Annotated in this window: 37 protein-coding genes and 1 pseudogene; 4 read left to right on the top strand and 34 right to left on the bottom strand. The window is 43.4% G+C overall.

Annotated elements, in window-relative coordinates; translation table 11 throughout:
* Together IV04_RS25705 and IV04_RS24470 are read left to right on the top strand one after the other, a co-directional pair.
* Positions 1–209 (top strand): annotated as a pseudogene (locus tag IV04_RS25705) (integrase core domain-containing protein); the annotation flags it as partial.
* A gap of 386 nt (positions 210–595) precedes the next feature.
* Positions 596–1,054: a hypothetical protein gene (locus IV04_RS24470; RefSeq protein ID WP_037404219.1), complete on the top strand. Its 459-nt coding sequence runs from the start codon at positions 596–598 to the stop codon at positions 1,052–1,054.
* Between the two features lie 63 nt (positions 1,055–1,117).
* Here the strand turns inward: IV04_RS24470 and IV04_RS27060 are convergent, their stop codons facing one another.
* From IV04_RS27060 to IV04_RS26665, 8 genes are all read right to left on the bottom strand, one after another.
* Positions 1,118–1,243 (bottom strand): hypothetical protein, encoded by a 126-nt coding sequence (locus IV04_RS27060; RefSeq protein WP_255351949.1) that lies wholly within the window; start codon positions 1,241–1,243, stop codon positions 1,118–1,120.
* Positions 1,244–1,256: 13 nt separating this feature from the next.
* Positions 1,257–1,562, bottom strand: coding sequence for a hypothetical protein (locus tag IV04_RS24465; protein WP_037404217.1), 306 nt, complete (start codon positions 1,560–1,562; stop codon positions 1,257–1,259).
* 17 nt (positions 1,563–1,579) lie between these two features.
* Positions 1,580–1,975 carry a hypothetical protein gene (locus tag IV04_RS24460; protein ID WP_037404215.1) on the bottom strand — a complete coding sequence of 132 codons (396 nt, stop codon included), beginning with the start codon at positions 1,973–1,975 and terminating at the stop codon, positions 1,580–1,582.
* A gap of 17 nt (positions 1,976–1,992) precedes the next feature.
* Positions 1,993–2,190: a hypothetical protein gene (locus IV04_RS24455; RefSeq protein ID WP_037404213.1), complete on the bottom strand. Its 198-nt coding sequence runs from the start codon at positions 2,188–2,190 to the stop codon at positions 1,993–1,995.
* A 43-nt stretch (positions 2,191–2,233) separates the two neighbouring features.
* Positions 2,234–2,488, bottom strand: coding sequence for a hypothetical protein (locus tag IV04_RS25700; protein WP_072010979.1), 255 nt, complete (start codon positions 2,486–2,488; stop codon positions 2,234–2,236).
* A gap of 280 nt (positions 2,489–2,768) precedes the next feature.
* Positions 2,769–3,086 (bottom strand): CcdB family protein, encoded by a 318-nt coding sequence (locus IV04_RS24450; protein WP_037404212.1) that lies wholly within the window; start codon positions 3,084–3,086, stop codon positions 2,769–2,771.
* Entirely contained in the window at positions 3,086–3,334 is a 249-nt protein-coding gene (locus IV04_RS24445) for a type II toxin-antitoxin system CcdA family antitoxin (protein WP_227503614.1), read from the bottom strand. Before IV04_RS24445 ends, IV04_RS24450 begins: the two co-directional genes overlap by 1 nt.
* A 298-nt stretch (positions 3,335–3,632) precedes the next feature.
* Positions 3,633–3,806, bottom strand: coding sequence for a hypothetical protein (locus IV04_RS26665; RefSeq protein ID WP_197062212.1), 174 nt, complete (start codon positions 3,804–3,806; stop codon positions 3,633–3,635).
* A gap of 143 nt (positions 3,807–3,949) precedes the next feature.
* Between IV04_RS26665 and IV04_RS26505 the strand changes: the two genes are divergently transcribed.
* Positions 3,950–4,135: a hypothetical protein gene (locus IV04_RS26505; protein WP_161782114.1), complete on the top strand. Its 186-nt coding sequence runs from the start codon at positions 3,950–3,952 to the stop codon at positions 4,133–4,135.
* Between the two features lie 684 nt (positions 4,136–4,819).
* On the opposite strand, the gene IV04_RS24430 is transcribed toward IV04_RS26505, so the two are convergent.
* From IV04_RS24430 to IV04_RS24315, 26 genes are all read right to left on the bottom strand, one after another.
* A complete protein-coding gene (locus IV04_RS24430) occupies positions 4,820–5,323 on the bottom strand; it encodes a hypothetical protein (protein WP_037404208.1) in 504 nt (167 codons plus the stop codon).
* The gene (locus IV04_RS24425) at positions 5,307–5,603 is read right to left on the bottom strand and encodes a hypothetical protein (protein WP_037404206.1); all 297 of its coding nucleotides are present in this window, start codon (positions 5,601–5,603) and stop codon (positions 5,307–5,309) included. Before IV04_RS24425 ends, IV04_RS24430 begins: the two co-directional genes overlap by 17 nt.
* A gap of 67 nt (positions 5,604–5,670) precedes the next feature.
* Positions 5,671–6,234, bottom strand: a complete 564-nt coding sequence (locus tag IV04_RS24420; protein ID WP_037404205.1) for a hypothetical protein — start codon at positions 6,232–6,234, stop codon at positions 5,671–5,673.
* Positions 6,235–6,282: 48 nt separating this feature from the next.
* Entirely contained in the window at positions 6,283–6,807 is a 525-nt protein-coding gene (locus IV04_RS24415; protein WP_001610342.1) for a J domain-containing protein, read from the bottom strand.
* A 141-nt stretch (positions 6,808–6,948) separates the two neighbouring features.
* Complete coding sequence (locus IV04_RS24410; RefSeq protein ID WP_037404204.1) at positions 6,949–7,164, bottom strand: hypothetical protein; 216 nt, start codon at positions 7,162–7,164, stop codon at positions 6,949–6,951.
* Positions 7,165–7,209: 45 nt separating this feature from the next.
* The gene (locus tag IV04_RS25695) at positions 7,210–7,539 is read right to left on the bottom strand and encodes a hypothetical protein (protein WP_072010978.1); all 330 of its coding nucleotides are present in this window, start codon (positions 7,537–7,539) and stop codon (positions 7,210–7,212) included.
* 492 nt (positions 7,540–8,031) lie between these two features.
* A complete protein-coding gene (topB, locus tag IV04_RS24400; RefSeq protein ID WP_037404202.1) occupies positions 8,032–10,359 on the bottom strand; it encodes a type IA DNA topoisomerase in 2,328 nt (775 codons plus the stop codon).
* Positions 10,360–10,369: 10 nt separating this feature from the next.
* Complete coding sequence (locus tag IV04_RS24395; RefSeq protein WP_037404201.1) at positions 10,370–10,954, bottom strand: hypothetical protein; 585 nt, start codon at positions 10,952–10,954, stop codon at positions 10,370–10,372.
* Between the two features lie 101 nt (positions 10,955–11,055).
* Positions 11,056–11,544 carry a thermonuclease family protein gene (locus IV04_RS24390; protein WP_037404200.1) on the bottom strand — a complete coding sequence of 163 codons (489 nt, stop codon included), beginning with the start codon at positions 11,542–11,544 and terminating at the stop codon, positions 11,056–11,058.
* 76 nt (positions 11,545–11,620) lie between these two features.
* On the bottom strand, positions 11,621–12,145 hold the full coding sequence (locus IV04_RS24385; protein ID WP_037404199.1) for a hypothetical protein: 525 nt from the start codon (positions 12,143–12,145) through the stop codon (positions 11,621–11,623).
* A 23-nt stretch (positions 12,146–12,168) separates the two neighbouring features.
* Positions 12,169–13,779, bottom strand: a complete 1,611-nt coding sequence (locus IV04_RS24380; RefSeq protein ID WP_051916972.1) for a type IV secretory system conjugative DNA transfer family protein — start codon at positions 13,777–13,779, stop codon at positions 12,169–12,171.
* Positions 13,776–14,126, bottom strand: coding sequence for a hypothetical protein (locus IV04_RS24375; protein ID WP_001773467.1), 351 nt, complete (start codon positions 14,124–14,126; stop codon positions 13,776–13,778). Before IV04_RS24375 ends, IV04_RS24380 begins: the two co-directional genes overlap by 4 nt.
* A gap of 2 nt (positions 14,127–14,128) precedes the next feature.
* A complete protein-coding gene (gene virB11 / locus IV04_RS24370; protein WP_037404196.1) occupies positions 14,129–15,205 on the bottom strand; it encodes a P-type DNA transfer ATPase VirB11 in 1,077 nt (358 codons plus the stop codon).
* Between the two features lie 126 nt (positions 15,206–15,331).
* The gene (locus tag IV04_RS24365; RefSeq protein ID WP_037404194.1) at positions 15,332–15,538 is read right to left on the bottom strand and encodes a hypothetical protein; all 207 of its coding nucleotides are present in this window, start codon (positions 15,536–15,538) and stop codon (positions 15,332–15,334) included.
* A 55-nt stretch (positions 15,539–15,593) separates the two neighbouring features.
* A complete protein-coding gene (locus tag IV04_RS24360) occupies positions 15,594–16,922 on the bottom strand; it encodes a TrbI/VirB10 family protein (protein ID WP_231566326.1) in 1,329 nt (442 codons plus the stop codon).
* Positions 16,870–17,694 (bottom strand): TrbG/VirB9 family P-type conjugative transfer protein, encoded by an 825-nt coding sequence (locus tag IV04_RS24355; RefSeq protein ID WP_001773462.1) that lies wholly within the window; start codon positions 17,692–17,694, stop codon positions 16,870–16,872. Before IV04_RS24355 ends, IV04_RS24360 begins: the two co-directional genes overlap by 53 nt.
* On the bottom strand, positions 17,691–18,494 hold the full coding sequence (locus IV04_RS24350) for a virB8 family protein (protein ID WP_051916971.1): 804 nt from the start codon (positions 18,492–18,494) through the stop codon (positions 17,691–17,693). Before IV04_RS24350 ends, IV04_RS24355 begins: the two co-directional genes overlap by 4 nt.
* Entirely contained in the window at positions 18,494–18,643 is a 150-nt protein-coding gene (locus IV04_RS26660) for a hypothetical protein (RefSeq protein WP_001773460.1), read from the bottom strand. The genes IV04_RS24350 and IV04_RS26660 overlap by 1 nt, the downstream gene beginning before the upstream one ends.
* Before the next feature lie 49 nt (positions 18,644–18,692).
* Positions 18,693–19,625 (bottom strand): type IV secretion system protein, encoded by a 933-nt coding sequence (locus IV04_RS24345; RefSeq protein WP_037404189.1) that lies wholly within the window; start codon positions 19,623–19,625, stop codon positions 18,693–18,695.
* A gap of 9 nt (positions 19,626–19,634) precedes the next feature.
* Positions 19,635–19,964: a hypothetical protein gene (locus tag IV04_RS24340; protein WP_037404187.1), complete on the bottom strand. Its 330-nt coding sequence runs from the start codon at positions 19,962–19,964 to the stop codon at positions 19,635–19,637.
* Positions 19,965–20,039: 75 nt separating this feature from the next.
* Complete coding sequence (locus IV04_RS24335; RefSeq protein WP_001773457.1) at positions 20,040–20,708, bottom strand: type IV secretion system protein; 669 nt, start codon at positions 20,706–20,708, stop codon at positions 20,040–20,042.
* Positions 20,705–23,215: a VirB4 family type IV secretion system protein gene (locus IV04_RS24330; RefSeq protein ID WP_037404185.1), complete on the bottom strand. Its 2,511-nt coding sequence runs from the start codon at positions 23,213–23,215 to the stop codon at positions 20,705–20,707. The genes IV04_RS24335 and IV04_RS24330 overlap by 4 nt, the downstream gene beginning before the upstream one ends.
* A complete protein-coding gene (locus tag IV04_RS24325) occupies positions 23,172–23,546 on the bottom strand; it encodes a VirB3 family type IV secretion system protein (protein WP_227503621.1) in 375 nt (124 codons plus the stop codon). Before IV04_RS24325 ends, IV04_RS24330 begins: the two co-directional genes overlap by 44 nt.
* Entirely contained in the window at positions 23,543–23,905 is a 363-nt protein-coding gene (locus IV04_RS24320) for a hypothetical protein (RefSeq protein ID WP_037404232.1), read from the bottom strand. The genes IV04_RS24325 and IV04_RS24320 overlap by 4 nt, the downstream gene beginning before the upstream one ends.
* Positions 23,880–24,569 (bottom strand): lytic transglycosylase domain-containing protein, encoded by a 690-nt coding sequence (locus IV04_RS25690; RefSeq protein WP_072010977.1) that lies wholly within the window; start codon positions 24,567–24,569, stop codon positions 23,880–23,882. The genes IV04_RS24320 and IV04_RS25690 overlap by 26 nt, the downstream gene beginning before the upstream one ends.
* Positions 24,570–24,966: 397 nt before the next feature.
* Entirely contained in the window at positions 24,967–25,170 is a 204-nt protein-coding gene (locus IV04_RS24315) for a TraY domain-containing protein (RefSeq protein WP_001773453.1), read from the bottom strand.
* Between the two features lie 371 nt (positions 25,171–25,541).
* Here IV04_RS24315 and IV04_RS24310 point away from each other — a divergent pair, with 371 nt between their 5' ends.
* A complete protein-coding gene (locus IV04_RS24310; protein ID WP_037404181.1) occupies positions 25,542–26,381 on the top strand; it encodes a helix-turn-helix domain-containing protein in 840 nt (279 codons plus the stop codon).

Here is a 26,381-nt window from a genome sequence, read left to right as displayed (position 1 = left end):
AGAGTATGAGCCGCAGGGGTAACTGCCTGGATAACTCACCGATGGAAGGAGTGTTCCGAAGCCTGAAAAGTGAATGGCTGCCTGTAGGGGGTTATATGGATATCCATCATGCTGTACGAGATATCTGTGAATGGATACAAAGTTATTACAACACAGTACGCCCCCATCGGCACAATGGTGGATTACCGCCCTGTGAATACGAAGAGCAGTGGAAAAAGGCTACGAAGGTGTCCTGGTTTTGTGATCCACTACACTGCCGCGTGACGCAGCGGCGGTGGCGGCGGGGGAAAATCTTCTTCAGTGAGGCTGAATGATTACAGCTGCGACCGCGTCGCCGGCAGCAGCTGGCCAGCGTCCTGCAGCGGCATCGAGGGCGAACATGAAATGAGAAAAAACAGCTAGTTAGTAAAATCGACGTCAGAAAAAAGTTGGTCAGAAAATCTGAACGGAACGGGGCAGGGGCGCAATTCGGTAAACTGATAGTAAACCCGAACCGGGCAGACGTGCCGAAGCTGCGCCGCGCCGGACGGTTCCACAACGCGCCCCGATCCGGTAAGGTGGAAGGACACCGCCAGTTAATAAAAGGAACGAGACAATGAGCGTCATGTTTAAAATGAAAAACCCAATATTTAACGCACATGATCTGTATGTCATGGTGCGCCTGAGCATGATTAAATATTTTCCCTATGAGGCCACCAATATTAAACCGTGGGAAGTCCTGACTATTTATCTGCAAAAAGCGCAGGGGCTGGATTTTGAAATTGATAACGAGCCGGACGTCAGGGGGCTGACGTTCCGGGGGAAAAGCTACGATATGTATAAAGATTTGGAGAAAGAAGAAGAGGGGCCGTTTCACTCGGCGGCCTGGTATGCCTCGCAGGTGGCAAAATGGAATCAGCAGGATTTAGGTGAGCTGGACGTTGATCTGAATCTGATGCGAAGCTGGCTGAAACTGAATGATTACGTAAAAGAAAATCTGCCAACGGATAAATTTTTACAGCAGGAATTTTTGATAATTGCCGATGTGGCAGCGGAGAGAAGAAATAGCCGTTAAGAGGGGCAAGGGTCATGTAATACAGCGGTAATACAGCGGTATTACATGACCGTTAACAGGGGTTCACCCGAAGACTCCGGGAAATAGCTGTTGTGCGAGCATGACCAGCCCTAACAGCACACACAGAACGACACAAACACTCCCCAGCGCAAGCACCCAGCCCAACTCTTTATCGTTAAAATCCATCATTATTACCCCTAGGTTATTTCGATAGTGCTTCTTTGGCCGCAGTAATATCTTTTGCATCCAAAGCGACAATATCCATAAAACTTAACGAGCGCCCTTCAAACCAGAGATTATCATCATGGCATGTGACAGCAACGCCAGAATAAATAAGAGGTTGCAACTTGCCATCATCCAGAATGTACCCCTTACCATCCGCTCCACAACGATAACTATTGGTTTCAGATACCTTAATGGGTGCGCCTGGATTAATCAGCGGAATACCCGTCGCTGAAGCAGTAAAACTTGCCGCTAATGTCATCGTTAATATAGCTATGAATTTCATAATTATCTTCTTCTCAATTATTTTCCAAAGGGAATGACATAGGAGTTATCCGGGCGTTTGAATCGAATGGCATTATTGGGGAATTCGCCGTGACGTTCTACAATCCAAATTTCATTTGTAGCAGTTTGGTGGGGTACTTCCCCATCGCCAATAAACACTGATACGGCTTGGTCATCTGGATTAACAATGATACAACCAGTTTCCCTAATAAGACTTCTTAAAACGGATTGCGGGCACTCGCTGAAGCCATACACTTTACTTTTGTGTCCGTGATTATTTATCTCATACCCCGGTGATATTGCTATAGCAGGTTCTTGGCCGTAATCCTTCATCACGTTATCAATCGCACTTTTTACCTGGTCACACCCGGAGACTAACAAAGCCACTGTAACAACATACAATATTGGTTTCACTGTTGTTTCCTTCTCTGCTAGCGGGGATTAATCCCCGATTCTGCCAGTCCGTGCATGATGGCGTTCACACCATCCATCATCAGATACGCCTCATCTTCTGAGGTGGAGCGTACAGCACAATCCGAATGCGCTGTACGCTTGCAGAACTGCGCCAGCGCCCAAGCTACTTCTGTGTCTAACTCCAGTGTTAAAGTCACTTTTTCATTAGCATTCATGTTATTCACCTTATATTATTAATGCACAGTTGTATAATACGCCTCATTCCGGGTAAATTGAGTCGTTTCTGGAATTAATGCCACGGATGCAAATAGTTTTTCCATCAGGTAGCCTGACACCAATTAATCGAAGAATGAAACCGCGCCAACCTGAATTAGCTTCTTTGATACATCGATAAAGTTCGGAGTTTTCGTTTTTCAACTTAGACCACTCAATGCTTAATGTTGCCGGGTCTAATTCAGAAATATGTTTCACTTCACCATTCACACGAACAGTATTAATTCCTTCGCCTACCATATCAACCTCTTTTTCCGTTCTTAAAAATCTATAATGACAAGGATTCATACCACATCATCATACATGCAAACAGTGTTAAAAGAGCGGAAGTGACACAGATTTTTCCATCTGTATTCATACAGGTAAGTACACCAAGCATAGAAAGCGTCACATAAGCATAAAACATATCCTACCCCCTTACTCTCTAATATTTAAGCATTCTCATCCATTTGGATTTGCTGGAAAGGTAGCGCAAACACACCCCCACGGTTAATGAAATGTCTACCAGACCAGCAAAAATTTAAATACCTAAAATCATCATATCAATAGCAGAAACCAATTGATCGCGTAAATGTGAAGCATCCATAATTGCATCTTCAGCTTTCAGATTTTTTACATCCGTTGTCGTTATCATGGTAGCCAGCACTACATAATCGATCTGCTCGATTGTAATAACTGGCGTTAACGCTTTTACCTGCGAATTAGAGTTGGCTTTCTGCGTTAAAGGCATAACCAAGCGAGTATTAAGGTGTGCAAGCATATCTGCCTGTACATCAATAAAATACGGGTATGCTTGTTTGTTCCGGGATTTATTTTTGTAAACTGCAAACTGTTTCACTAAATCACCCCGAAATTTTCATCATCAGAAAAAATACCCACCTCTTCCACAAAGCTGTTTAACGCCTCGATACCCGCGCGGTTTTCCTCGATCCAACGTTCACGCTTGCGTTCTCTGACAGCAGTTTCCAGCGCCTGGTTAGATATCGCGGAAACATTCAAGTCCAGCTCTTTAGCCTCTTCAAGTAGACCAGCATTTAAGTACACGTTTGTACTACGTTTTTTCTCGGCTACATTCGTTCTCATCATAACCTCCTGCGCATAGTTTATGTGCATAATTATAGCGCACAAAAAATGAAACAACCAATGCCATTATTGGCGGGATTTCTCCCGCCCGTTTGGTTAGTGAGCATACCCTCTGAGATGCTCCAACCACCACCGTAACTCATCCCATTCATGGGCTTTCATCGCCGGGATCTTTACCTCCCAACCCTTTACAAGTGCATCAGCGATGTTTACAATTTTGGTCATTGGCATAATGATTACCCCAGTAATTACTTTGTCATGCGGTATCAGGTTGTTAGCGCAACCTGATACCACCCCAAGATTATTTCATGAAAATTTTTAGAATCTCCTCCTTTGCTTTCTCTTGTTCGCTTGGTGAATAAGCGAAATTATACCAACCTTTAATATTTGCAATGATTTGTTTTTCATTACAACCACATTGTTCAATCCAAAACTTAACATTACGTTTCAACGAGGCAAGCGCTGTTAATTCCATTTCCCATTCCTCAAATAATCCGCCCCATTTAGAGGCGGGAATTAGTATTAATTGAGTTGCTCAACCCGAAGAATTGCATAATCATTGTTTTGGTTATGCTGACCAAATATAAAAGCAGCATCACACTCATTAAGAGCATTCGTATGGAAATGACACTGAATAGTTTCGTTATTGCAATTTTTGGCAAGAAATACAACATCGAAACGAGAGAGGCGAAGGTATTCAAAAGAGTTCATTTTTTAGCTCCTGGCCGTTCGGCCTTTACGGGAAAGCACCGCGCTTTCCATGTAAATAATATTACACGTTATAACGTGCTTTATCAAGCGTGAATTCATAAATATCACCTCTTTTTTTATGCCCGAAAGGGCATGAAAGGCGACTGCTCCGGGGCTGTGTGAACTCCGTTCGACAATCGCCGGGCTTTGCTCCCCTTAAACCAGATCAACGCGCCCACTACCACCTCACGCAATCAGGGCAACCATCAAACACACATCCACGCCAGCTGACCAGGCAACGCGCCGACCCCCTCCCTGCTAAGCCCAACATCCACGGAATTTAACGCCGCACAGCTGCCCGTTTAAGCCTGTCCCGGTGAGCGGGCTTTCCGGCGCTGGGCGACGGGAAGCGCGTGATTTCCGGGCGCGTGGTGCGTCAGCTTGCTGACGTGCCCGCGTGGCTGTTCCTCCGGCTTGAAACTGCACCATTAAGTCTCACTCAATTTTGCTGAATAATCCCAAGACTATATAACAGCTGAAAGGTCGCTGAAGCAGCTCGCCGGCGAGCGTGCGAGGTCATGAAAAACAGAAGGTTAAGTGAAGAGTTGATACGTCAGTTTTTTTGAATCTGTAACATATCGATAGAAGGAATAACTGATTGGTCTTTGCTATCTGACACTAGCGATAGCCCGAAACCGTAAGCGGGTTCGGCGTAGCTTGCCTGATGGCAAACGCCATCAGGTTAGCGAAGTGTGGCAGACGACCCGGCCTGTGGACGGGGAGCCGAAGGGAGCCTGATTAACAAGCTTTTTTAGACAGTTCAGCCCGCAGTTTGCTGTTATCTGACTCCAGAGAAATGATTTGATTTCTGGCCTTTTCAAGTTCTTTAGACAACACGGCCAGCGGAGATAAGTCACCTTGTCCTTGATCCATATCGGCTACAAAATCCTCCCTAAACGCCAGGATTGCCGCATTCAGAGCATTTTCCAGCTCTACTACTTTAGTTGGAAGTGGTACACGCTCAGTCAGACATTGCGCCAGCTCAACGGCAATTTTTGCTGCATGCTGAGCAGGGGTCTTAACATCATCGATACGAGGCAACAATTGATAGTCAGGATGCTCATTCAGTAGCAGTAAAAGCATATATGTTTCACTGACTGACACGCGATTAGTATTCTGTTCTTTATCCTGCCAGGATCGAAGGGATAGCCCGAACAAAGCAGCCATTTCCTTTTGTGTGTAGTTCAGAAACACCCGCGCACGCTGCGCCAGTTCGCCTCTGTAATCAGCTTTCAGATCCATGTTCCTGAGACCCCTTTAGAAAACGAATAAATTCTCGTGTTAGTTTTGGTAACGGAAAGTCGCTTACCCGGATAAAGTCGCCAACATTAAGGAAAAACTCCTGATTAAGTACCTCGATACGTTCCTCTTTAGCCCCAGATGCTCGTTCTGCTTTCGTCGGGTTCGTCCGATCAAGCACCAGATATTGAAGTCGGTACTTAATACCGTCACTTTGCACCGCCAGCGACTGCGTAATCCGGGACGTTTCGCCCCGACGCCTAACAAAAAACAGATCTTTCATACCTTCACACTCCTAAAACAGAGCACCCAAACAGTAGGCCGCGGGGGCATCCCCCCACGGCTAACTGTCAACGCTCCAGTGTTGATAAAAATCCAATCACTTTGATTAACTGGTCTTTGCTGAGATCGCTCAGCTTAAGCCTATATGCTTCGCCGTACATCTCACACACATCCCCTGTAATCCCTCCGGGGGTTTTGATATGGCACAGCACATCATAGTAACCACCATAGTTTTGCACCTCGACCAGCTGCCCGACCAGGTTGATTAAAATCTGCCGTTCATCCTTAACTTTTTGCGCCCCGGCGCGGTCAGCTTCGAAATACGCGATTTGCTTTTCAGCATCAGGCAAAATTTTACGGCGGATATCCTGAGCAATTCCCCAAGGTTCGCGCATGGGGGACACCGTACAAGCGGAGTAACCGCCAGAACTACGCACAGACCGGACACCTCCAATCAAATGAATTCGATCTTTTTCAAGACGTGCGCCGATGGAGTAATGCCGTAAGGCCGGATTTACCAAGTTTATCCGGTATGCATCCTCTGTACGTCTGTCTATCTTCCAGCCATCGCCCAGGAAGGTACAAACCCGGTTAAAAACAGCTTCATAACGGGCAAAAAAGGTTTTTTCCATATAATCCCCCTGCAACTTTAAAATGGAGGGCTTGCGCCCCCCACGGCATCAGGCGCGGCGCTCTACAGATTTGCGCCCATCAGCTTTACGCTGGCCATAAGTGCCATACATTTCACGGATTTCATCCATTGAATGCTCTTTACGGTTGCGGATGGATTTATGTTCTTCCGGGCGATAAAACCACTGCTTTTTCTGCGACGCCCATTTACACCCTAACGCTTTTAATGCTTCTTTATGCGTTTTGGTATCGCCAGAGATCCAAACCCAGTTACCAATAACCTCAAAAATAATATCTGGAAGATTATTTAATTCTGTTAATACTCGTTCCAACTCCTCGCCATAGTCATAACGTGCATTATCATCAGTTGACTGGTATTGATTAACCTTTTCGAAATTAGCCATCAAAAAATCAAATGCTGCATTAATTGCTTTCATGATTTCCGCAGCAATCGGATTATCTTTGTTCCGATCCGGGTGATGTTTCAGCGAGGCTTTTTTGTAGGCTTTCTTAATTTCTTCTTTGGTTAATTCACCGGATAAACCAAATACATTTAATGCTTCCTGAATATTCATTTAAAACTCCTGGCCGTTCGGCCTTTAGGGAAAGCACCACGCTTTCCATAAAAACAATATTACACGTTATAACGTGCATCAGCAAGAGTTTTTAGAAAAAAATGACAAAAAACCCGGTTTAACCGGGCTTAACATGGGGATCTAATATTTAACCTCCACGACCACTGGAGCGGTGTTTTCTGCCTGAACCGAGGCAGACCCTGACCAGTATTCATAAAATGCTCTGTTTTTCTCCAGGCTCTCTTGTGCAGCCTCTTCAGAACGAAATGAGCCTAGGCAGGAACACCCAACCATAATACGCCAGCGGCGGCGATGATATTTAATTTCAATAGCTGGGACGAAAGAATTAACAGACATAGAACCTCCAAAGAAAAATGATTAGGGGCGCACCCCCTATAATATTCAGCAATAAGATGAAAATTCATGTTTTTCTGTTGGATCAGTTTTATAAGCCCGCTCGTATTCTTCAATTACAATTAATGGGCAGGAAGCATAATCTTTAATTCTTCGTTTTATAATCTCTTCGCCAACAAAAATATTTGGCTTAGGTATAACATACCCCTGCATATTAATATATGTTACTTCAGAATCCACTGGGCGAACACAAACCGTAGCTTTCCCATGAATGCTAACCACTTGGTAAAAACTAACGTTTGTCTGCTCATATCCCCAAGAGGAAGCGAAAATATCCCCCACAGAAACGGAACCGTTAGTAAATTGCAGAGAAGACATAATATACTCCTGGCCGTTCGGCCTTTACGGGAAAGCACCGCGCTTTCCATGTAAATAATATTACACGTTATAACGTGCTTTATCAAGCGTGAATTCATAAATATCACCTCTTTTTTTATGCCCGAAAGGGCATGAAAGGCGACTGCTCCGGGGCTGTGTGAACTCCGTTCGACAATCGCCGGGCTTTGCTCCCCTTAAACCAGATCAACGCGCCCACTACCACCTCACGCAATCAGGGCAACCATCAAACACACATCCACGCCAGCTGACCAGGCAACGCGCCGACCCCCTCCCTGCTAAGCCCAACATCCACGGAATTTAACGCCGCACAGCTGCCCGTTTAAGCCTGTCCCGGTGAGCGGGCTTTCCGGCGCTGGGCGACGGGAAGCGCGTGATTTCCGGGCGCGTGGTGCGTCAGCTTGCTGACGTGCCCGCGTGGCTGTTCCTCCGGCTTGAAAAAAAAAGGCTTCCCGAAGGAAGCCTTTTTAATAATTATTTTTTCTTGAATTTAAACCCAAGTTTACCCGTAGATTTGTCCTGCAAAACAATTGCAGCGTCAAACTTTTTCCCGGTTTTATTACTGGTAAAGCCTTTAATCTCTCCGGTTTTACCTTTTTTGATTAACGTCTCAACCTGATTTGGTGTCAGTTTTTTCCCTGATACTTCAGACCAGATTTTAAACTCGCACCCGGAACAGAAAAAACCTTTTGGCCGGATAAGAATTTCCTTACTGCATGAAGGGCAGGGGGATTCGAGCCGGGGTATAGAACCTTCTGATCTAGATTTTGCTTCCATATCCGGCTTGCCGTCTTTGTCCGGGAATGCTGTCTTGCATTCAGGGTAGCAGGAGCATCCCCAGAAAAAGCCATTTTGCCCCTTACGTTTACGCAGGAAACCGTTGTTACAGACCGGGCAGGGCATGGCATTTGAGGAAATAGAAATCCCGTTCCTGTCCAGCTCGTCAATCAGCCCCTGGACATACTCATCATTTGCCTTAATAAACTCCTCAACCGTTAGCTCTCCAGCTTTGATCTGAGACTGCTTTTCAGCCCACAGAGCGGAGATATCTGGTTTAGTGATTTCAGGAGGCAGAGCGGCGCAGAATTCCTGGCCTTGTTTTGTGGTTTTCCATACCAGCTCCGAATACCCCTTTTCTTTTTCGATAGAGATAAGCCCGGTATTAGCGGCCAGTTTATCAAGGATGCCCGCGCGGGTGGCTTCCGTTCCGATACTGCCACGATCACTGCTGCCCTCGTCTTTCGCTTCCAGCGCTTTTCTGAGAGCCGGATCATCAATGAATTTTGCCGCGCTCGTCATGGCGGCCAGTAATGTTGACTCTGTGAAATAGCGAGGTGGTGTAGTCTTTTTCTTGTCCACATCTGCCGATTCACACAGGCCGCTGTCATTAAATTTCAGCGATGAAAGGTCAAAACCGTCCGTTCCGGCATCTTCGGTTTCGTCTTCATCATCACTATCCTTACCCAGCGCTTCCCAGCCCTTTTGTACCAGAACGCTCTGTGTGGCCGTAAAGGTATCCCCCTTGATATCAAAGTGTATTTTCGTCTTGTTGCGGATCGCATCCGGGTAAAATAGCCCGATAAAGTAGACGGACACCAAGTTATAAACGTTCCGCTCTTTTTCATTAAGCTGAATACCGGCTCCGCTTTTTGTCGTAGGGATAATAGCATGGTGCGCCTCAATCTTACTGGCATTAAAGGCTTTGTGTTTCTGGCCTTTATCCATATCTGCGATCGCAGACGCCAGTTCGGGTACTGTGGCCGCTATCGCGGTGGCAATATCTCCGGCCTGGTAATAATGCTCATCTGAAAGATAGCGATTGTCAGAACGTGGATAGGTCAGAAGCTTGTGAGTTTCATACAGCCCCTGCATCACATCGAGTGTATCTTTCGCAGAATAACCGAATCGCTTTGCGCATAGCTGCTGAAGCGTGGAAAGATTAAGCGGCAGCGGAGGTTTGGTATTTTCCGGCTTTGTCGTCGCGATAGTAACAATAGCGTCCTTACCCGTAACCCGCCCGGCAATATGCGCGGCCTGAGCTTCGGAAATCAGGCGTTTTTTCTCGTCTGTCTGATCGTCGTCTGTTGTCTGATATTTCGCCTTAATCTGATGCCCGCTCATCGACAGACTGGCGAACACATCGTAATAAAAACTTTCTGTGTGGTTCTGGTTCGCCAGCGTGCGCATGTTCACCAGGCCAAGAACGGCACTTTGTACCCGGCCAACATTCAGAACGCCGTCATAGCCCTTCTCACGGCCTTTTAATGTACATCCTCGCGTCATGTTATAGCCAAAACCCTGATCGCACAGGGAACGCGCCAGGGCGCTTAACGACATACCGCGAAATTTATCGTTAGGCTGTAAATTCGCCAGCGATTTTTGCACTGGCGCAAGGTTGAGGTCGGCAACAAGCAGCCGCTGGACGGGTTTCTTGTTTGCGGCATAACCTAGAATCTCATCGACCAGCAAACATCCTTCATCATCGGGGTCGCCAGAATGAACGATACTGTCTGCTTTATCGATAAGAGATAGGATGATGCGGGTCTGTGCTTCAGATTCAGGCTTGATTTTATATTTTGGCGGATAAACCGATTTAATGGGTAAATCACTAAAACGCCAGTTGGAATATTTGTCGTCATAATCCTGCGGGTCGTACAGCTCCAGCATATGACCATAACACCATGTAACGATATCAGAACCGTGTTCAAAATAGCCGTTTTTCTTTTCAGTATTTGGATTTCCGCCCAGCCCTTCAAAAATAGCTTTCGCTAGGGAGGGCTTTTCAGCAATAAAAACTCTCATATGATTATCCTTAAATTTGTTTTAGCGCTATCGCAGAGGTGACAATAGCCTGAAGAGGGTGTGTCGGTAATTGGTTGCTATAATTTAACCAGACGCGCCGGATAGATTCGCCTTCTTTTATATAGTGAGGTCTTCGACTTATGGAGTCTTTATCGATACAAATACCGCGAAGGAGCGGCTTAGATCCAACTTTATAAAATTCATTTCGCTCTTCATTGCTCATTTTCATCACCAATCGATTGAGATAGCGTGAAACCAGAGCAAACGAACGAAAAGCTGAAAGGTCGCCTCCAAAATTAACAGCGCCCCCTTTCAACACTTTAAAACCTCCATTTGTCATAATAAAAGATCGGGATGGTTTCATTGGTATTGTCCAGGTGGCATAGAATTTGTAAATACCTCTTTCCTTTTCAATCCACGCCTCCCCTACGAAATCTACATCTTCATTTAAATCCTCAGAATACATCACCTCTTTGTACTTACCCAAAAAATAGATGTCACCGACTTTCATATCTCTTACTTCACGCTGACACCACATAGGCATATGGCAATAACGCATTAAATCGTAAACTGTTTTAACAGCATCATGCTTCATAATCCCACCTTTTAGTTGGTGAATTAATTTAATTTGATATTAACCGTGAGACTGCCTGATATTTATTTCAGGCAGTGGAGGGGTTGGACAAGCGAAGCGCGTCAGTTCTGTTTATGCCGCCACTCCCAAGGGGGAACTGGTTGATTGTCAGCCCACAGGCCGCGCTTCTGTTTCTGTGCTTCCCGTTGCAGAGCCGGTAATGAGTTATCCGTGTTGTACCGCTCATATACCCATGCAGCCCCTTTTATCACTTGCTGCCGGTTAGCCTCAGCACCGTTCGCTGTCACCACGCGCCCCAAGACTCGCCCGTAGCGATCTGTTTGCGTATAAGTGACAGTAACAGGTTGTCCGGCAAGCAAGGCTTTAAGCTGCTCCTTTGACCAACGGCCATAAGGTTGTTTTTTTTCCGGTGCATCTATATTTATCAATCGGACTCGAATCGGAACTTCATACACAAGAATTTTCTCGGGTATTGTTTTAACTTCTATGGTGTCGCCATCGATAACACGAGTGACCTTACCCACGAAATTATTAGCAAATGATGAGCAAGATAAAAGTAGAGTACAAATGACAATATAATTTAACTTCATTACTAACGCCCTTCGGTTGTTCAACCGCAAAAACAAACAGATTAAAATCTGTTTGTTTTCGAGGTTATTATTTGCGTTAATTCAATTCGTATGTATTACCGTTGTCATCATAAAACAGTGGTGTTCCATACGACTTGCCATCAATAACAGCTTCCATATATCGGATTGTTTTACAATCTGATTTATATGCATCTTTTTGTGGCTCTTTTTTACACCAATTGTCCATCACAATTTTGTTCGGTAGTTTTTTATAACCAATGCAGCGACCATCGTGATTTTCACGATTGCATTGATATCGATTGTAATAATATGACGCCCGACCTTCATTTGTTTTAATATTCTGACTACCAGAATCAGGCAACCCCGGCACTGATGCAGAACCATCGACCATGCAACTTGATAATGATGGAAGTGGCGACTTACCTTTTTTAATACGTTTGATCATTGCCTTATGAGGCGATTTGCAATCGCTACCCGGAAAACCTGCTGGCATACATAACCAAATAGCACATTCATTTTGGGATGGGCCAGCCAGAACAGGCTGAGATATCCCTCCTACTATACAGACGATGATAAGCATCACCATGTGGCGAAAATTCATTTTATTTGTCCTCTGTGAAATAATTAATCTGATGTTTTGATAACACCTGACACATCTACTCGGCGCCGATTACTCTCTTCTCTCATAGCGTCACCATGAGGGCTAGCCATTGAAACAGATTTAGTAGATTGTCCCATTGGCACAACAAGTGTTTTAGCTTTATCAGCATCTCCTTTTGGAATTGCAGGTAATGGATACCTCCTATCATCAACACGTGATTTCAATATTTCATCTTCATACCAGAAGATTTTTTTAGCCCTAATTTTCATTGCTGGAGTCTGTTTAGAGGGCTGCATGAAGATCAATTCTTCACCATACGGCAACTCATCAACTTCCTGCGGTAACATTAGTGGTCTGGGTTGTAATGTAAATGTCCTACCCCTTGAACGTCTCTGTCCATCTGATACACCATGATTATCTGATGGTACTCTAACTGTTTTCGTTCCTAGTCTTTTACTATATTCCTCAGAAACTTTAATATCGCCCGGCGCATATACAACTTCGACATGGAATGGTTTCATTACAGCCTGACCACCCTCACTCCCATAACATTCGTCAGAGCAAACCTGATTTTTATTCTGAAAAATAATCAAGTAACGTAATCCGGCTCCCCTGGTTAAAGCTGGGGCTGTTTCCATTACTGAAATTCTCCCCATTACAGCAAATTCATCCATTACATAGAGGACTTGATATTTAAGTTTAAGGGAACCATCCTCACAGTACCCTCCCTGCTCCGGTAATACTTTGCTGTTTTCTCGAATAGCCTGAGAGAAAAACAGGTTCATCAGTGGGCCGAATTTTTTTAATGATCCTTCAGTCACACAAAAATAAATACTTGTTGGCTCCTCCCGCAATTTACTGAAGTCTATATTTTCGTCATCATCATCACTTTCAGTTAATGCTAAAGCTACAAGCTTCTCACCATATAGACTTAAGCGGCCTGTTACAAAGGACATTAATGTAGAAAACTCTCTACCTTTCGACTCTGAGACAATGACTCCCAGCTCGCGTATTGTTTCAGCGCTCAGCGGGTTATCCGAATTTCCGCGTTCATCGATAACACGTTGCGCCCAACTGCCTAACTGAGTTCCCTGAGACGCAATTTCATAGCACTGAGGTAATGAGAACGGTAATTCTGGTGTTTCTATAAGGTACAGACATATCGCTATAAAAACGTCAGCAGCCTTTGAAAACCAGCTGGCATTTTTCATGTTGTCGGGTACATATAGTGATGATGCTAAGGTACGAACCTCACCTAGTCTGTACAATGGATCTTGATTGATAACCCGCAAAGGGTTCCAATGGTGCGTTTCCAGAAGTTCCGGGGAGAATCGCTTTACCTTTTGACCACACGCTCGACGAAATCCAGCAGTCAAATGGAAATTTTCAAATTTACAGTCATTCACTACAACCGAATGTGGATACTGCAATAAATTAGGAACAACAATACCAACCCCCTTACCGCTGCCCGGTGGAGCTGCGAGCATGAGGTAAGTTTGTCCATATGTCGCGAGAAAGTTATTACTGTAAGGATCTTTACCCATCAATATAGCTGGATATTTTTCTATTCGCTTTTGTAATGCCTTTCCATCCCTCATTTCCCAGCCTTTAGGGAGTTTTGGTTTAATTATCATTTTTCAGGCTCCGTATACCAAATTTTTTTCAACTCTCTTTTGTTTGCGAATCGAGCATTACCGTGTAAACTCCGCAGCCCCTTATCCCCACCCCCCAGAAAAATAAATAATGTTATACCTGTAGGTAAAAATGTTATAACTGCTGTCACCGCCCAAGCCCACGGCAACATAATTTTACTTTTGTCGGTTAATGATATTTCACCCAAATCAAAAAGAGTCATTAAGGATGGTATTTTATCTGGATATCCAGTTAAGGCATACCACGCCCACCCTCCCGCATATAACCCGATAATAAAACAAATAAAGGTTAGACCTGCTATTGCGAAAAATATTTTTAGCTTAACCATATTCACTCCTCAAACATGGATAACGCTTCTTTCATTGAAACACCATTTAGAAGCGCAAGTTTCGTTTCTGGCTGGTAAGTTACATCCAGAATTTCCGTATGCTCCATGTATAAAACGGCATCAAATGAAGTTCTGACACGTCTATCAATGTAGTCGTAGTCAAGACCAGCTCCCACAGCCGATTGCTTAATTAAGCCAGCTATACGTGCATAACCTTCGAGGCTACCGTTAGCATGCGCTGTGGTTATCGTTCCTGGGTGTCCGGTATTGAGTAACTCCATAAAATCCCATGCTTCATCGCCAGTTAGCTCAGCAAGCAAAATGTGATCCCCTTTCATACGCATACAGCAAGAAACTAAATCCTTTGGAGTTACATAATCTCCATAAAGAAGATGAACATGATTGAGATGATAAGGCAATTTCATCTCATTCAGCTCCTCAATTGTTAACAGACGGCAGTTATGGGGATATATATCGACAACTGACTTAGCAAATGTTGTCTTACCTGAACCAGTGCCGCCAAAAATTATGATATTAAGTTTTTTAGCTACAGCCAGTTTGAAAAAACTCACATAGTCTCTTTGTTTTACATATCGCTTAAGCTCAAGTTGCCATTCAAAAAGCTCTGTCTGATTGTGTTGCTCTTTATTTGTTTTATCAAAGCGCCCACTATTAGCATAGTCTTCTAAAGTAAATCGCTGAAGCGATGGTTTACGGAAGGTCATTGAAACAGTCCCGCGCTCACATGCGGGAGGAATAACTAATTGAGCACGTTCGCCAGTAGGTAATTCAACTGTTTTAATTGGCGATTTGACTCCCAGCTCGCGGTTGTTATATACAGCCAGTGCATTGGCTAAATGGCTACACAAATCAAAATCTAGCCAAGGTGCCTCTTCGCGCACCCATCCTTCCTTTGATGATTCAGTCCATATCTCAAATGGACGGTTGATAGCCACCTCTGTTACTCCTGGTCGAGCAAGCCGCTCAGTCACACCAGATTGTTCTAGATACCCTCGTGCTAAAACATCATCGCCCAAATCTTCAACCATTGAATCAATATTATATGTATCATCTGTCATAGCTATACTCCATAATCATACATTGTATTTAAAAAGAGTGATGCCAAAGGCGATTATAAGCATTACCAGCGCAAGTTTAATTCGGGTAGGGATGTTTATTTTCATAATCAATTCTCACGGCTAATATTAATATCCTTTGACTTCCTTATCAGAATGCAATTTTCTTTTAACTGCCATAACATCCTCATAAGAAAACTTTCGAGTTCTGCCTTTTCGGTTATCAAACATATTTATTCGATGCCCCTTAAACCGCCCCGTCCGTTCCAACTCAAATATTAATTCACCTTCCTTCACATGTAATAGCAATGCAGCTTGCCTTGTTGTGATAAGCATAAAAACCTCTTAAAAGAAATGCTGTACCTAACGTTATTAGGCACAGCAATTTAGACTAGCGCGTTGTAAATACGCTTGAGAAGTCAATATCCTGATTAACAATTACGTTAATTACAGTGCCCGGTTTGACATAAGCAGTAGGGGGAATGTTAATGCTATTTTCAAGCGCCTTACTCGCCATATCCTCCGCGTTTTGCGTAGAATTGTTCATAGTCATACCGTTATTATTTTGCGTCGCATTACTGATAGATGAAAAAACATCTTGTACCAGCGACAGCATTACAGCACCGCCAAACCGCTTACCATAATGGTTATCCATTTCGGCATCTGTCCCACTTCGTCCCATAGGATCAACACCTAATCCATTTAAAGATGCTCGAACCCCCGGAGACGTGTCTAACTCTGTCCAGACAGTTGCAACGCTGCTCTGGCCTGCTTTAACCTCAACGCGCTGTTCTCCAATGAGTTGAGCGCCAGCTTCGGCTAAAATGACACTTCCATCAGCTGAATAAAGGGGGCGTAGCAAATTGCACCCTACCAGCCCCGGATAATCAGTCCGAATTGCGGTATATAATGCACACTGAAAGTTCATTCGACGTTTCAACAGATATTTAGGATTAGGAGCAAGTCTCGCTTTCGTCGCCGGATAACTGCTACCATTTAAGTTATCCAACAAACCGCTGCCTCCGCTTCCCCCATTACCTCTTTCCAAGATAGTCCCTCCGCCACCACTCAGGATTTTCTGTACCTGTTCAGCAGGATCGGCGTTTGCAAAATCGCGTAGGCGCTGTTCATCGTCGCCAGTTCCCTGGGTAGTTCCTCCAAAGGTGTCCCCAGACGAACCTGAACCACTTCCAGACCCGCCACTCAATCCAGACGACTCAAAGCGTGTAATAGGAGTGAATAATGATTCCGCTAAACGCTGTGGTTGCTGGGTTTCGGTACTGGACGATTCAGTTTTTTGCACCGGCTCCTTCTTAACTTCTGTCTGTGTTTGGGAAGCGGCCTCTGGAGAGGGGGCATTATCCAAGGATACAGAAGGAGAATTTGTAGACTTGCTCATTAATTCGTCCATAGAATCATCCTTGATTCCAGCAGACTGTAAAAGTGGTGATTCCGTTACTTTGGATTCATCCACTTTTGTTTCTGAATCACCCATACTTTTGATTGCCATATAGCCAATTAGAACACTGGCTATAATAACAATGAAAACGCCGCCACCGATAACAGCAATGATGCGCTTATCGAAATCTTTTTTTCTTCCGGCAGGTTTTAAAGAAAAATCCCCTTGACCTTTGAACTCATTATTTTCCTGCTCTGGCGAAGTTTGATTATTGTTTTCCATAATTTTTAACCTCCCGGATTTCACCAGTAGTAGTGCCATTATAGTTATACCAGCCTGTATTATTAGCTTTAGTCCGCAATCCTAAAACCAATTCATTCAAGCGTAGGCGAAACTCTTTACTGACTGCATGAAGAACTAAAATATCATTAACCTGATGGGACGAAACCATAGTTTCAGTTCCATCAGGAAGCACCTCATATGCTACAGGCCGTGGTGCATTTGTGGGGAATCGCATACACGTAAATGTTCCATTGTCCCAAATTTCATATGGAGAAAGCACCATATCCCCTTTCTTCTGGTAATCTCGATTAATCGTACCGGAGCAAGGGTTTTGATTAATGCTACGCCCTTTAAATGGAGTTTCTCCAACTTTGGGTGGCTGTGGGTAACGGAATCGGAACATATAGGTCATATTTGAGACGCTTTTTGCAAGCTTCAGCTCAAAGATATATGTTCTACGATTGGTTTTAACAATCATATTGGTTTCAGGCTCTTCAGCATACATGCTTGGCTTCAGAATGATCATGCTTCCATTCTGATTTGCCCCAACCATCCATTCAGGCGATTCCTGAACTCCAGGCTTACCAACATTCAGAATCCCGTCATCGAGGTTAATTGTTTCACCAGGCTCCAACTGGATAGCTGTTGAGCGATTTTTCATTGCATATATACGAAATACATTGTCAGGGCTATATAAAGCGGTCTGAATGCGGGAATCATAGCTGTTTCCACGCCCTGACACCTCAGCCTTTGCCGCTGGCAGGAATGACACGGCAACACAGAACGATAACGCAGTTACTAAGCATTTCATGAGCCACTCCCTACAATAGCCATTGTTTTGCTATAACCTTTGACACCATAACCGAGGGGATTAAGCCACTGATCGCCCTCTGTGATTGCTGGATTTTTATTATCAATAGAGATCAAAATAATGGAGCTAACCGGGACTGTCTGCGGCACAGGTTTACCATCAGGTAAAAGGCGCGATTCAGTTAATCGTACCTGATAGGTTTTAATCCCCGTGTCACTTTCCAATTTTCTTTCATTGCTACTCGGCAAAAGAACAATGGATTCAACAATGGATTGAATTTGTTGTGACTGCCCCAATCTTGCTACATAACCTTTGCTGGATAACTGAAAGTTTTTGTATTGCTCGAACACATCCGGGCTTGATGTCAATTGGACAAAGCGATAATTTGCGCGCTGTGACGACCAGTTATATGACTCACGAGCGAGAATATATTGATGAATAAAATGCTTATCCTCAACAACTTCTGGTTTCTCCGTACCATCAGAGGGTTTTACTACATCTACATAACCACTGCTTTTGTCTACCCGAAGAATCATAGGAACAACGGTTTTCAACGGGGCTAACATCATCACTGCCAGAATAGACATAAAAGCCAATAGGCCAAAGAAAATAGATAGCCTACGTGAACTCTTTGCCTTTTTACGATAGTCCTCTGCAACACGATCTTCAAACCATTTGGCCGCCTGTGTATAGGCCATAATTTGTTGTCCCACTTCTTTTTGCTTCCCTTGAAGAGGGCCATCGTTATAGTGCAAATGTTTTTCCTGTTCTACAGCTTCTTTTATTTTTTTCTTAAACATTATTTAACCCCCTGAGTAAGATTAGTTACCGTTGGATTAGCATCAATCCAATCACCTTTGGGTTGAGTTAATTTCTCAGGGGAAGAACCACATGCAGTTAACCCCAGCACTGTACATAGTACAGCGCAGATAATAATAATCTTTTTCATATTAAACCTTGATTAGAGAGAGAGGAAATAACAATAGGAGTAACTCAGACTAGGAAATTCGGTTTCCCCTTCTTTTCATTAAATACCGCGCAGCTCTACCCCCCATTCGACTTGCTGCCCCTAACCCTGTACCTTTGCTAAGAAGTCCGCCGACACCAGTTACCCCTCCGCTTGGAGATCCCCCCATAACAGATGCGGCATAGTTTGGTATCTCTGTAGCAAGTAAGGTAAATGCACCAAAATATAACAGGATACTAAGGCAACTCATTAAATCGGTTTCTATTTCGCCACCTTTAACCACATTTGCATTAATGAAAGACATTTCCAATCCGATTACGACAGCAAAAAGAGCCTGAGCTAAAGTGAATCCACCCAGCACACCAACCCATCCCCAAAAATATTGCCGAGTTGCAGGGAATAAGGACAATGCGATAAATATCGGCCCAACTACCAGCAATAACATTGACGCTGCCTTTAACGTAATCAACGTTCCTACTGCGACTAAAAGAAAAGGAATACCACCGACAAGCAACAAAACTAAGGCGAGTATACCTAACACAGTGGCTTTGAAATTACTTATTGGTTCAAATTTCATAGCATCGATTGTATTAACAACAGCATCAAAGAACGAGCTTATTAGCCCATCAACCAAATTTGTTTTATCACCACTCACGCCCGCCATTGTATTCCCCAACCAAACAGGGAATTGAGTTACCGTTGGAACAATCGTACTGACATACCAAGAAACGCTAAAAGCCATAAACAAAATACACGATGCTTTAAATATCGTCAGTAAAACATCTTGTATGACTTGAGTTAACCCCTGGAAATACCACTCCAACGAACGTAGTAAGATGTATATCATCCAAAATGCGCCAAAAACAACCCCCATCACAGCCATAACAGCCGTGACATTATTCATTTGTGTTTTTGCTGCATTATCGATGGCATCGAACAGAGTTTGTGCAACCTGTACGTCCATACAAACCTCTTATTTTTTCACATAAGTGTGGCCGTTATATTGCAATTTATCATTTTCTAACCGCATGGAAAAATTCTGACCAGCGAGGACAGTATCACTTTCAGCTTTAGCTTCTCTTTTGGTAATAGAATATTCCATTGAAGTTACGCCAATTGATGCGCTGTTTTCATCAATATGAAATACACCATCATCATATGTAATATTAATATCAGCTGGATATTTTGCCTTATCAACCTGATACCAATGACCGATGAAAGCTTTTCCCTGTTCGCCTTTACAGGCAGACAAAGTAAAAGCAGTAAAAGCAATACAAAGCAAAATAGCTATTTTTTTTAACATCACCTCAATACTCCTTAGCTAAACAGCAGAAAACAGGTTGCACATCTCTAGTGTGCAACCTATAGAGTGAGATGGCTAGTAGCTAGGCCGCTGTTTGCTTTTACCAAGCATATAGTCTTCAAACGCCTGGGCGCGTTTTGCATCATCAATCTTGTTCTGCTGCTCCATCAAATAGCGCGTATTTTGAAGCTGCGCTTGTTGATTTTGTAGCTCAAGCATTTCCTGCTGGTAACGAAGCCCTAACTGCTCCCTATCTTTAGGTGTCTCCACCGAGTTCAGGCGGCTACGCAATCCCTCAGCCGTTTTGATACGCTTATTTGAAGCGTCATACTGCTTTTCAAGCGTATCAGCCTGAGACAGAAGCTTATCAAAAGCGGCCTGAATTTTCGGGTCGCTACTGGTTAGTCCGTAGCGAGTGCGCAAATTAGGTAGATCTTTAGCTTGGCTGTAGATGTCCTGCCAGTCGCTAACCGGGAGCAGTTCATTGAGTAATGGGTCATTCAAAAAATCACCCAATTTATCATTGCCCTGCATGATGCTTTTGTAATGGTCATATTGGCTCTTTGCCTGAGATATGGCTTCCTTCGCCTTATCCAGCTGCGCCAGCGCCTCCTTAGCTTGTTGCTGTGCATTCACTACAAGTTGAGTGATGTTCGCCACATCAACTGTAGGAATACCGGAGGCATATACGGGCAAACTGATCGCCATAGCAAGGCTAACCGCCATTAACGTTTTCAATTTCATATTGTGCTCTCTGATTCGGTTTCGTTTGGATGGGTAACTAGTGATGAGACGACGTCTCTCCCGTACTCCTTCATCTTTGCAAGGAACGCCGGATACCACACCTTCGCATCATCAGTTTTAAGATCTTCTCGTACTTGAAAAGCGACCATCTCATCAAGGAAGTGAGGAACCCATATAGCAGGATCATCAGTACCTAATTGTTTCCGCACTCGTTCGGCAACGGGTAGATTTTTCATCGTTGCTGATAGTAGTGGGATGTAATATTCGAGACGGCCATTTAAAGCTAATGAAACCATAACAGCACCAGAACCTTGTTTAATCATCATCTGGCGACTATATGGGGTTAACTCTGATATTTTTTCGAACTCCCTCGCTGTAACACCAAATTTACCGTAGCTTTCAAGATTAGCCTTATCATTTGCCATCCACTCCTGTGTAACAATTTGTTGAATCATTGCAGGAGCTGACGGTGTATTTAGGGCAGATTCAGGAGTTTGAGTATCTAATAACAACAACTCCCCCCGCATACGACCAGCAAGTAAAATCTCTTCGATTTTGGCAGCTGTACTTTCAAAAGCTAACTGAACCCAATATTCCGAGATCTGATTAATCATCAGACAACCAGGTTCTTTTGCATGCATACTACTTTTAAGGAAATAAAAAGTATTAAGCATTACCTCAACAACTAAAGGATGATTAGCAACATAACTTTTCTTAAGAATATGTGTGCAATCGAAAGCCAAGCGACGGTACTTCTCAGGATAAAAAAGGTTGCGCGGGGAGTCGAGCACCCATGCATATTGCCCTTTCTTGCCGTTGACAGTACACCATTTTGATAATCTTGCTCTGAGTCCATTACCGCCAGTATCAGGTATTGATTGGATAAGAAGAGAGAAACGACGCTCCTCATGGACTTTATGTTTCATCACAGCATCAATAGCTGACTTAATGATAATTTCTTCATTAGAGTCAGCACCGCCAGCACATTGTTTTACGGTATCAAATAAAAGCTGCCTCAATTCATTTGAATCTGGGAGTTGGAATAACTGAATACCAGTATAAACCCCCGGTTCAATAGAATAATATTTAACGTTCAGTGCCCGGTGAATATTCTCCATTGAGTTATTATAGTCAATACCGAAAATCATCGGATTCCATCGACTAAAAAATATCATTTTTAAGGCTGCTGAAGATGATTTACCAGCCCCCGTCTGAGCATGGTTCACCATGTGCCCAGGGAATGCCTGGCCTGTGTTATTCTGCCCTGGTGGACTGTCATGGGCATTCAGGAAGAAAAGGCCGCCCTGAACGGTCTTAAGAGGCATCAAAGCCGTTCCATCACCCGGAGGATTTCCCGTCGCCTTACCCGTAGGTGTTGCATGCAAAGAAAACCCACATGCAAGGTTTTCAGTCGATTTAGGGTATCGGTAAATCACATCGGTATACGCAGGAAACAGCGTAAGCCACGAATCTATATTAGTGCTTGTTGAGCGAACAAATCCTGTATTGAGAGCTAAAAATAATGCCTGCATTCTGGCACCATTATTAACCGCCTTTTCCGGTGTTTCGCCATAAACGATCAAACTCGAATGATAGTGCCCAAAAAGTCTCTTCCCTTGAGTAACGGCTTGAACATCGTCTTCCAGTTCCTCTGTCTGTGAAGATTCGCCTTCAGTCGATGCTAAATCCACCTTTTGTGCATTAATCTTTGTTTTGATTTTGTTCCGGTCTTCGAAATGGAACGTTTGAACTAATGTAAAGTCGTATTGTTCCTCAAGAACCTGATCCCACATTCCCGGTTCACTTTCATCTGGGTAATCACGCAGATCATATGTAGTAGCAAACCTAGGAGCACTATTATATGGGCGGCATTCTACATAATCGTAAGCACCAAAGCCTGTTTCCCCATTAATAACCGAGTCGCCAAGTCGGGTATCTGTAACCGGGACATCTTGATCAACACCGTTAAAAATAAATGAATAGAATCGCCCAACTTGGCTATACAACTTACCATTGCGCTCTTCCATCCCCATGACCGCAACGCTGTAATCACTGAGCATTTCCTGGCATATGGATAGTAATTCCACCATACTGGCAATACCTTCCTCAAGATCACTGTGCTTGAGAATAAGCCCCATACCATACCCTACTTGTTGATATGCCCCGCACCTGAACGGTGCAGTATATTCATCAACAAAATCCTGTAAGATAGGTATCTCCATTTTATAATGCGCATCGAGACGTACACCTGTTTTAAATGTGTACGTTTGAAGCATCAAATTTTTGCCTTCTTGCTTCCCTAGTGCCTTGATACAGCGATCCAGCCTTTTAAACTCACGATTTAGGGTTTCTTTATCACGTGTTTCGTGTGGCACCCCCTTAAAACGAAGTAACGCAAGTAAATGTGAATTACCTAATGTACATACATTAGGATGTACATGGTGCCCTAACCAGGGCACTTTTTTACTCTCCGGTGAGAATACGTTTTTTGATTGCTCGCCGCGCATTTGTTTCTCTCCACTTTGGATTTCTTGGGGTGATAAGCAAGTGCCGACCATATTTCCTATTCATACGTTTTCTACGACGTGTAAAAAAGAAACGGCGCATAGCTTTATCATCTCTCTCGGTTATGATCCGCAACGCGAGTAGTGCAATAATAAATGGGGAGGGAGTGGCTATACCCCACCACCCCCATAAATAAATACCAACAAAGAAGCTGATGGCTACTCCCATGAGAAGGAATATTAAGGGGAATACAGGTATTCCCCAATACATAGCAACCCTTCCCATTGCGTTGTGCGTCTCATATTTTAGCGTCTCTGTTTTTTCTTCTTTCAAGACACGCTTCCTCCCCATACTGAATAAGCCCAGGTAGCAAGAGCAACACCACCACCAACGGCTCCAATTACTGCGGCATGGTTGAAGTAGTCCATTGCAGTGACTTTCATATCACCGGACATACGCGAGATAATCCAGCACACGCCGATATACACCATCGAAGCGACAGCTGCGATCCCCCCAACGATAATAATCATCGTTTTAAAGTCTTTCGCAAAGGTTACGATGGGATCATACCAGGCCGCTTCCGCCGAAACTGGAGACAACATCGAAAACATAGCGAACATGAAGGCGTAATATACAGCTGGTTGTGCAAGTTTATTGGTCAGAATATCAAGCTGGATTTTTAGAGCTTTCATCAATGAGTTCCTTATTATCTGGTGAAGGTTTACTGTGTTGAACTTTAGGGTTAGATGTTCGCGGAAATTCGCGTAAAACATCCCATGATTCATAAGTAGGTGGTGCTGTGTATTGGGGCTGAGGGTTCTCCTTTGCGGCATTTCTGTCTTCTTTAGTACTAGGTACGACATACTGATTTGAAGCGGTTGTATATCCAATTCGCTGTATATAGCTCGTATTATTAAACTCTGACTCCTTCCTTTTCCCCCGTTGATAATCTCCTGAGTAATAACAGCTAAGAGCGCTTCGTAAATCCCCCCCACCCTTATAGCAGTCCGAGATTATTTTTTCGAACACCTTAAGGTTAGAACATGGATCAAGCATATCTTCAGCTGTAACATTAAATAGACTAAAGTTGGTGCTCGTAATTTGCATTAAGCCGACTGAATAGCGTCGTTTTTTCTGCTCAATACTATTAATTATTTCAACTGCTCTCGACTTAGACTTTGGCATGTGCGTAATAACGCTTTTACCATCTTTACCTCTCTCCTTTTTAGGGATGATTTCGGCAATTGCATATGGATTAAAACCTGATTCCGTTTTTGCTACGTCCAGTGCTGTATCCGGGTGAACTGAAACAGCACACTGCATAGCTAACGAAACGAACGTAGCAGCAGATAACATTTTTCCTCCAAACGTTATATGTGTTGGTTAGGTATAAAAGCACTCATAGAAGCCCACTATTAAAATAATGGGCTTCATCACTACTTTTCATTAAAATTAACGCCAGTGCATTGCTTTCTATCAGGGCTGCCCTTTCACGTCTGTAACTCCTGGCCTCCCAGGCAGAGCTAATCTTCTCAACAGGCAGATCGTACCCATTGATACATCGCATTTTCGCGTCGGGGTCTATATAGATGCTTTGCATCTGTAACGACTTTTATAAATTGTTAAAGAGCGAAATTCAGGTAAAAAATCCCCCTGCACGATGAATGCATATTAAAGAGGGATTGAAATTTGGTTCCCTGGTGAAATGCTTATTCCCTTAGCTTTATATTTTTCCTTCTTTCCCCGGTGCTACCTATCCCTTAGTCCCGTCATTTAAAAAACGCTTACCTTCAGTGGCAATGTCTGGGAAATTTCTTAAAGAGTCAGCCAGACGTAAAGAAGCCTCTTTTCTTTTGCTTCTGCCGCATCGTTTGGCTGCCTCAGTCAACAGCCGGTTGTCTTCTGGAGAAAGATCAACAAGCGATTGAGTGTTCTTCTTGGTGGTGTCATCGGTCATATAAACGTTCCAATTCAACAGATGGCAGATAGAAGAACCGAAAATTTGTCTTTTATCGCCTAATTCTTATCAAACAGAGAGTTAACTGTGATTAAGCAACCTAACTACTGTGGCTGCTTTTTGTTCTACAAATCTTCTAACAGCAGCCTTCTCACTGCACTCTCAACCACTAACGATATTGAATTTATATCAAACCGATATCGAGCGCAAGTTTTTATCAACTATCACGACATTTTTATGCTCATAACTATACTTTTACGACACTCAATGTCGCGCGGCGATATCTTAAGAGTTTGTTTTTATTGAAAAAATTAACTCTAAGGTTAGAATTGTCTTACGAAATTTTAAAAACACCGAAGAGAAGCTGAGCGATGGAAGAAGAGACTAAGAGCGATAACTGGTTAGGTGAGATGCTAGCTAAAGCACTCATCGTGAAGGGGATACCAAAACAGAAGCATATCGCCCACATAGGTAGAGTTCTTGAGTTAACAACAGCGGCCGCCCATAAAAAACTTACAGGTTCTACAAAATGGGAAGTATCGCAGCTGGTAAAGGTAGTCCATTCAATAGGGATGGAAATGAGCGAGTTTTTTGAGCTGTATAGCCCATCGCACTCAGAAATTCACGAAGCATTATGGAGCGAAGGTAATACAACGCTAAAATGCAAAATCTACCTTTCACCTGAAACCTCCGATGAAAAGACGGAATATTCAGCAGTGAAAATCAATGACGAATGGTGCGTAATTCACACTGATGATATTCGAGATGAATACTTAGTTGAATCTAAGAGAAACATAGAAAGCATTGTTATACATCCTAGGAAAATAGAAATAGGCAAAAGTAGCATAGCTATCCTGGATGATGATAAAAACATTGTTGATAGTATCAAAGAAATTATAAACGATGGCCGATTTATAGTTGATGGATTCTACTCTATTGATGACTTATCACGTGCAATTGATAAGTCTGCTTATGATGCTTATATTTTGGATTGGGTTGTTGGAGATAAAACCGTATTCGATACCATTAAGAAAATCAGACAGTCTCAGAAAAGAAACTCTATGATCTTGGTACTAACAGGGCAATTAGAAGGGATTATTGATGAAGAAATTTCAATATCTATAAATGATTATGATATCGTCGGCCCATTTGAAAAGCCGATTAAAGGAAGCTTAATAAAATCCAATATCGATAAATTTTTTCCTAAGTAG

It is taken from the genome of Serratia sp. Ag1 (genome assembly GCF_000743355.1).
Classification (GTDB): Bacteria; Pseudomonadota; Gammaproteobacteria; order Enterobacterales; family Enterobacteriaceae; genus Chania.
This window is presented reverse-complemented; position numbering and strand designations above follow the sequence as displayed.

What these genes read in the sequence shown, in the direction of transcription:
- topB (WP_037404202.1), bottom strand. Translation starts at nt 10,359, where the DNA reads ATGAGAGTTTTTATTGCTGAAAAGCCCTCCCTAGCGAAAGCTATTTTT.
- IV04_RS24345 (WP_037404189.1), bottom strand. Translation starts at nt 19,625, where the DNA reads ATGGACGTACAGGTTGCACAAACTCTGTTCGATGCCATCGATAATGCA.
- IV04_RS25700 (WP_072010979.1), bottom strand. Translation starts at nt 2,488, where the DNA reads ATGGTAGGCGAAGGAATTAATACTGTTCGTGTGAATGGTGAAGTGAAA.
- IV04_RS26665 (WP_197062212.1), bottom strand. Translation starts at nt 3,806, where the DNA reads ATGGAATTAACAGCGCTTGCCTCGTTGAAACGTAATGTTAAGTTTTGG.
- IV04_RS24420 (WP_037404205.1), bottom strand. Translation starts at nt 6,234, where the DNA reads ATGGAAAAAACCTTTTTTGCCCGTTATGAAGCTGTTTTTAACCGGGTT.
- IV04_RS24360 (WP_231566326.1), bottom strand. Translation starts at nt 16,922, where the DNA reads ATGGCACTACTACTGGTGAAATCCGGGAGGTTAAAAATTATGGAAAAC.
- IV04_RS24445 (WP_227503614.1), bottom strand. Translation starts at nt 3,334, where the DNA reads ATGATGAGAACGAATGTAGCCGAGAAAAAACGTAGTACAAACGTGTAC.
- IV04_RS24350 (WP_051916971.1), bottom strand. Translation starts at nt 18,494, where the DNA reads ATGTTTAAGAAAAAAATAAAAGAAGCTGTAGAACAGGAAAAACATTTG.
- IV04_RS24365 (WP_037404194.1), bottom strand. Translation starts at nt 15,538, where the DNA reads ATGCTTATCACAACAAGGCAAGCTGCATTGCTATTACATGTGAAGGAA.
- IV04_RS24390 (WP_037404200.1), bottom strand. Translation starts at nt 11,544, where the DNA reads ATGAAGTTAAATTATATTGTCATTTGTACTCTACTTTTATCTTGCTCA.
- IV04_RS24395 (WP_037404201.1), bottom strand. Translation starts at nt 10,954, where the DNA reads ATGAAGCATGATGCTGTTAAAACAGTTTACGATTTAATGCGTTATTGC.
- IV04_RS24410 (WP_037404204.1), bottom strand. Translation starts at nt 7,164, where the DNA reads ATGTCTGTTAATTCTTTCGTCCCAGCTATTGAAATTAAATATCATCGC.
- IV04_RS24330 (WP_037404185.1), bottom strand. Translation starts at nt 23,215, where the DNA reads ATGCGCGGCGAGCAATCAAAAAACGTATTCTCACCGGAGAGTAAAAAA.
- IV04_RS24320 (WP_037404232.1), bottom strand. Translation starts at nt 23,905, where the DNA reads ATGAAAGCTCTAAAAATCCAGCTTGATATTCTGACCAATAAACTTGCA.
- IV04_RS24340 (WP_037404187.1), bottom strand. Translation starts at nt 19,964, where the DNA reads ATGTTAAAAAAAATAGCTATTTTGCTTTGTATTGCTTTTACTGCTTTT.
- IV04_RS24425 (WP_037404206.1), bottom strand. Translation starts at nt 5,603, where the DNA reads ATGAAAGATCTGTTTTTTGTTAGGCGTCGGGGCGAAACGTCCCGGATT.
- IV04_RS24470 (WP_037404219.1), top strand. Translation starts at nt 596, where the DNA reads ATGAGCGTCATGTTTAAAATGAAAAACCCAATATTTAACGCACATGAT.
- IV04_RS24385 (WP_037404199.1), bottom strand. Translation starts at nt 12,145, where the DNA reads ATGAATTTTCGCCACATGGTGATGCTTATCATCGTCTGTATAGTAGGA.
- IV04_RS25695 (WP_072010978.1), bottom strand. Translation starts at nt 7,539, where the DNA reads ATGTCTTCTCTGCAATTTACTAACGGTTCCGTTTCTGTGGGGGATATT.
- IV04_RS24310 (WP_037404181.1), top strand. Translation starts at nt 25,542, where the DNA reads ATGGAAGAAGAGACTAAGAGCGATAACTGGTTAGGTGAGATGCTAGCT.
- IV04_RS26660 (WP_001773460.1), bottom strand. Translation starts at nt 18,643, where the DNA reads ATGAAAAAGATTATTATTATCTGCGCTGTACTATGTACAGTGCTGGGG.
- IV04_RS24335 (WP_001773457.1), bottom strand. Translation starts at nt 20,708, where the DNA reads ATGAAATTGAAAACGTTAATGGCGGTTAGCCTTGCTATGGCGATCAGT.
- IV04_RS25690 (WP_072010977.1), bottom strand. Translation starts at nt 24,569, where the DNA reads ATGTTATCTGCTGCTACGTTCGTTTCGTTAGCTATGCAGTGTGCTGTT.
- IV04_RS24375 (WP_001773467.1), bottom strand. Translation starts at nt 14,126, where the DNA reads ATGGTTAAGCTAAAAATATTTTTCGCAATAGCAGGTCTAACCTTTATT.
- IV04_RS24430 (WP_037404208.1), bottom strand. Translation starts at nt 5,323, where the DNA reads ATGGATCTGAAAGCTGATTACAGAGGCGAACTGGCGCAGCGTGCGCGG.
- IV04_RS27060 (WP_255351949.1), bottom strand. Translation starts at nt 1,243, where the DNA reads ATGATGGATTTTAACGATAAAGAGTTGGGCTGGGTGCTTGCGCTGGGG.
- IV04_RS26505 (WP_161782114.1), top strand. Translation starts at nt 3,950, where the DNA reads ATGGAAATGACACTGAATAGTTTCGTTATTGCAATTTTTGGCAAGAAA.
- IV04_RS24465 (WP_037404217.1), bottom strand. Translation starts at nt 1,562, where the DNA reads ATGAAATTCATAGCTATATTAACGATGACATTAGCGGCAAGTTTTACT.
- virB11 (WP_037404196.1), bottom strand. Translation starts at nt 15,205, where the DNA reads ATGACAGATGATACATATAATATTGATTCAATGGTTGAAGATTTGGGC.
- IV04_RS24380 (WP_051916972.1), bottom strand. Translation starts at nt 13,779, where the DNA reads ATGATAATTAAACCAAAACTCCCTAAAGGCTGGGAAATGAGGGATGGA.
- IV04_RS24355 (WP_001773462.1), bottom strand. Translation starts at nt 17,694, where the DNA reads ATGAAATGCTTAGTAACTGCGTTATCGTTCTGTGTTGCCGTGTCATTC.
- IV04_RS24315 (WP_001773453.1), bottom strand. Translation starts at nt 25,170, where the DNA reads ATGACCGATGACACCACCAAGAAGAACACTCAATCGCTTGTTGATCTT.
- IV04_RS24415 (WP_001610342.1), bottom strand. Translation starts at nt 6,807, where the DNA reads ATGAATATTCAGGAAGCATTAAATGTATTTGGTTTATCCGGTGAATTA.
- IV04_RS24455 (WP_037404213.1), bottom strand. Translation starts at nt 2,190, where the DNA reads ATGAATGCTAATGAAAAAGTGACTTTAACACTGGAGTTAGACACAGAA.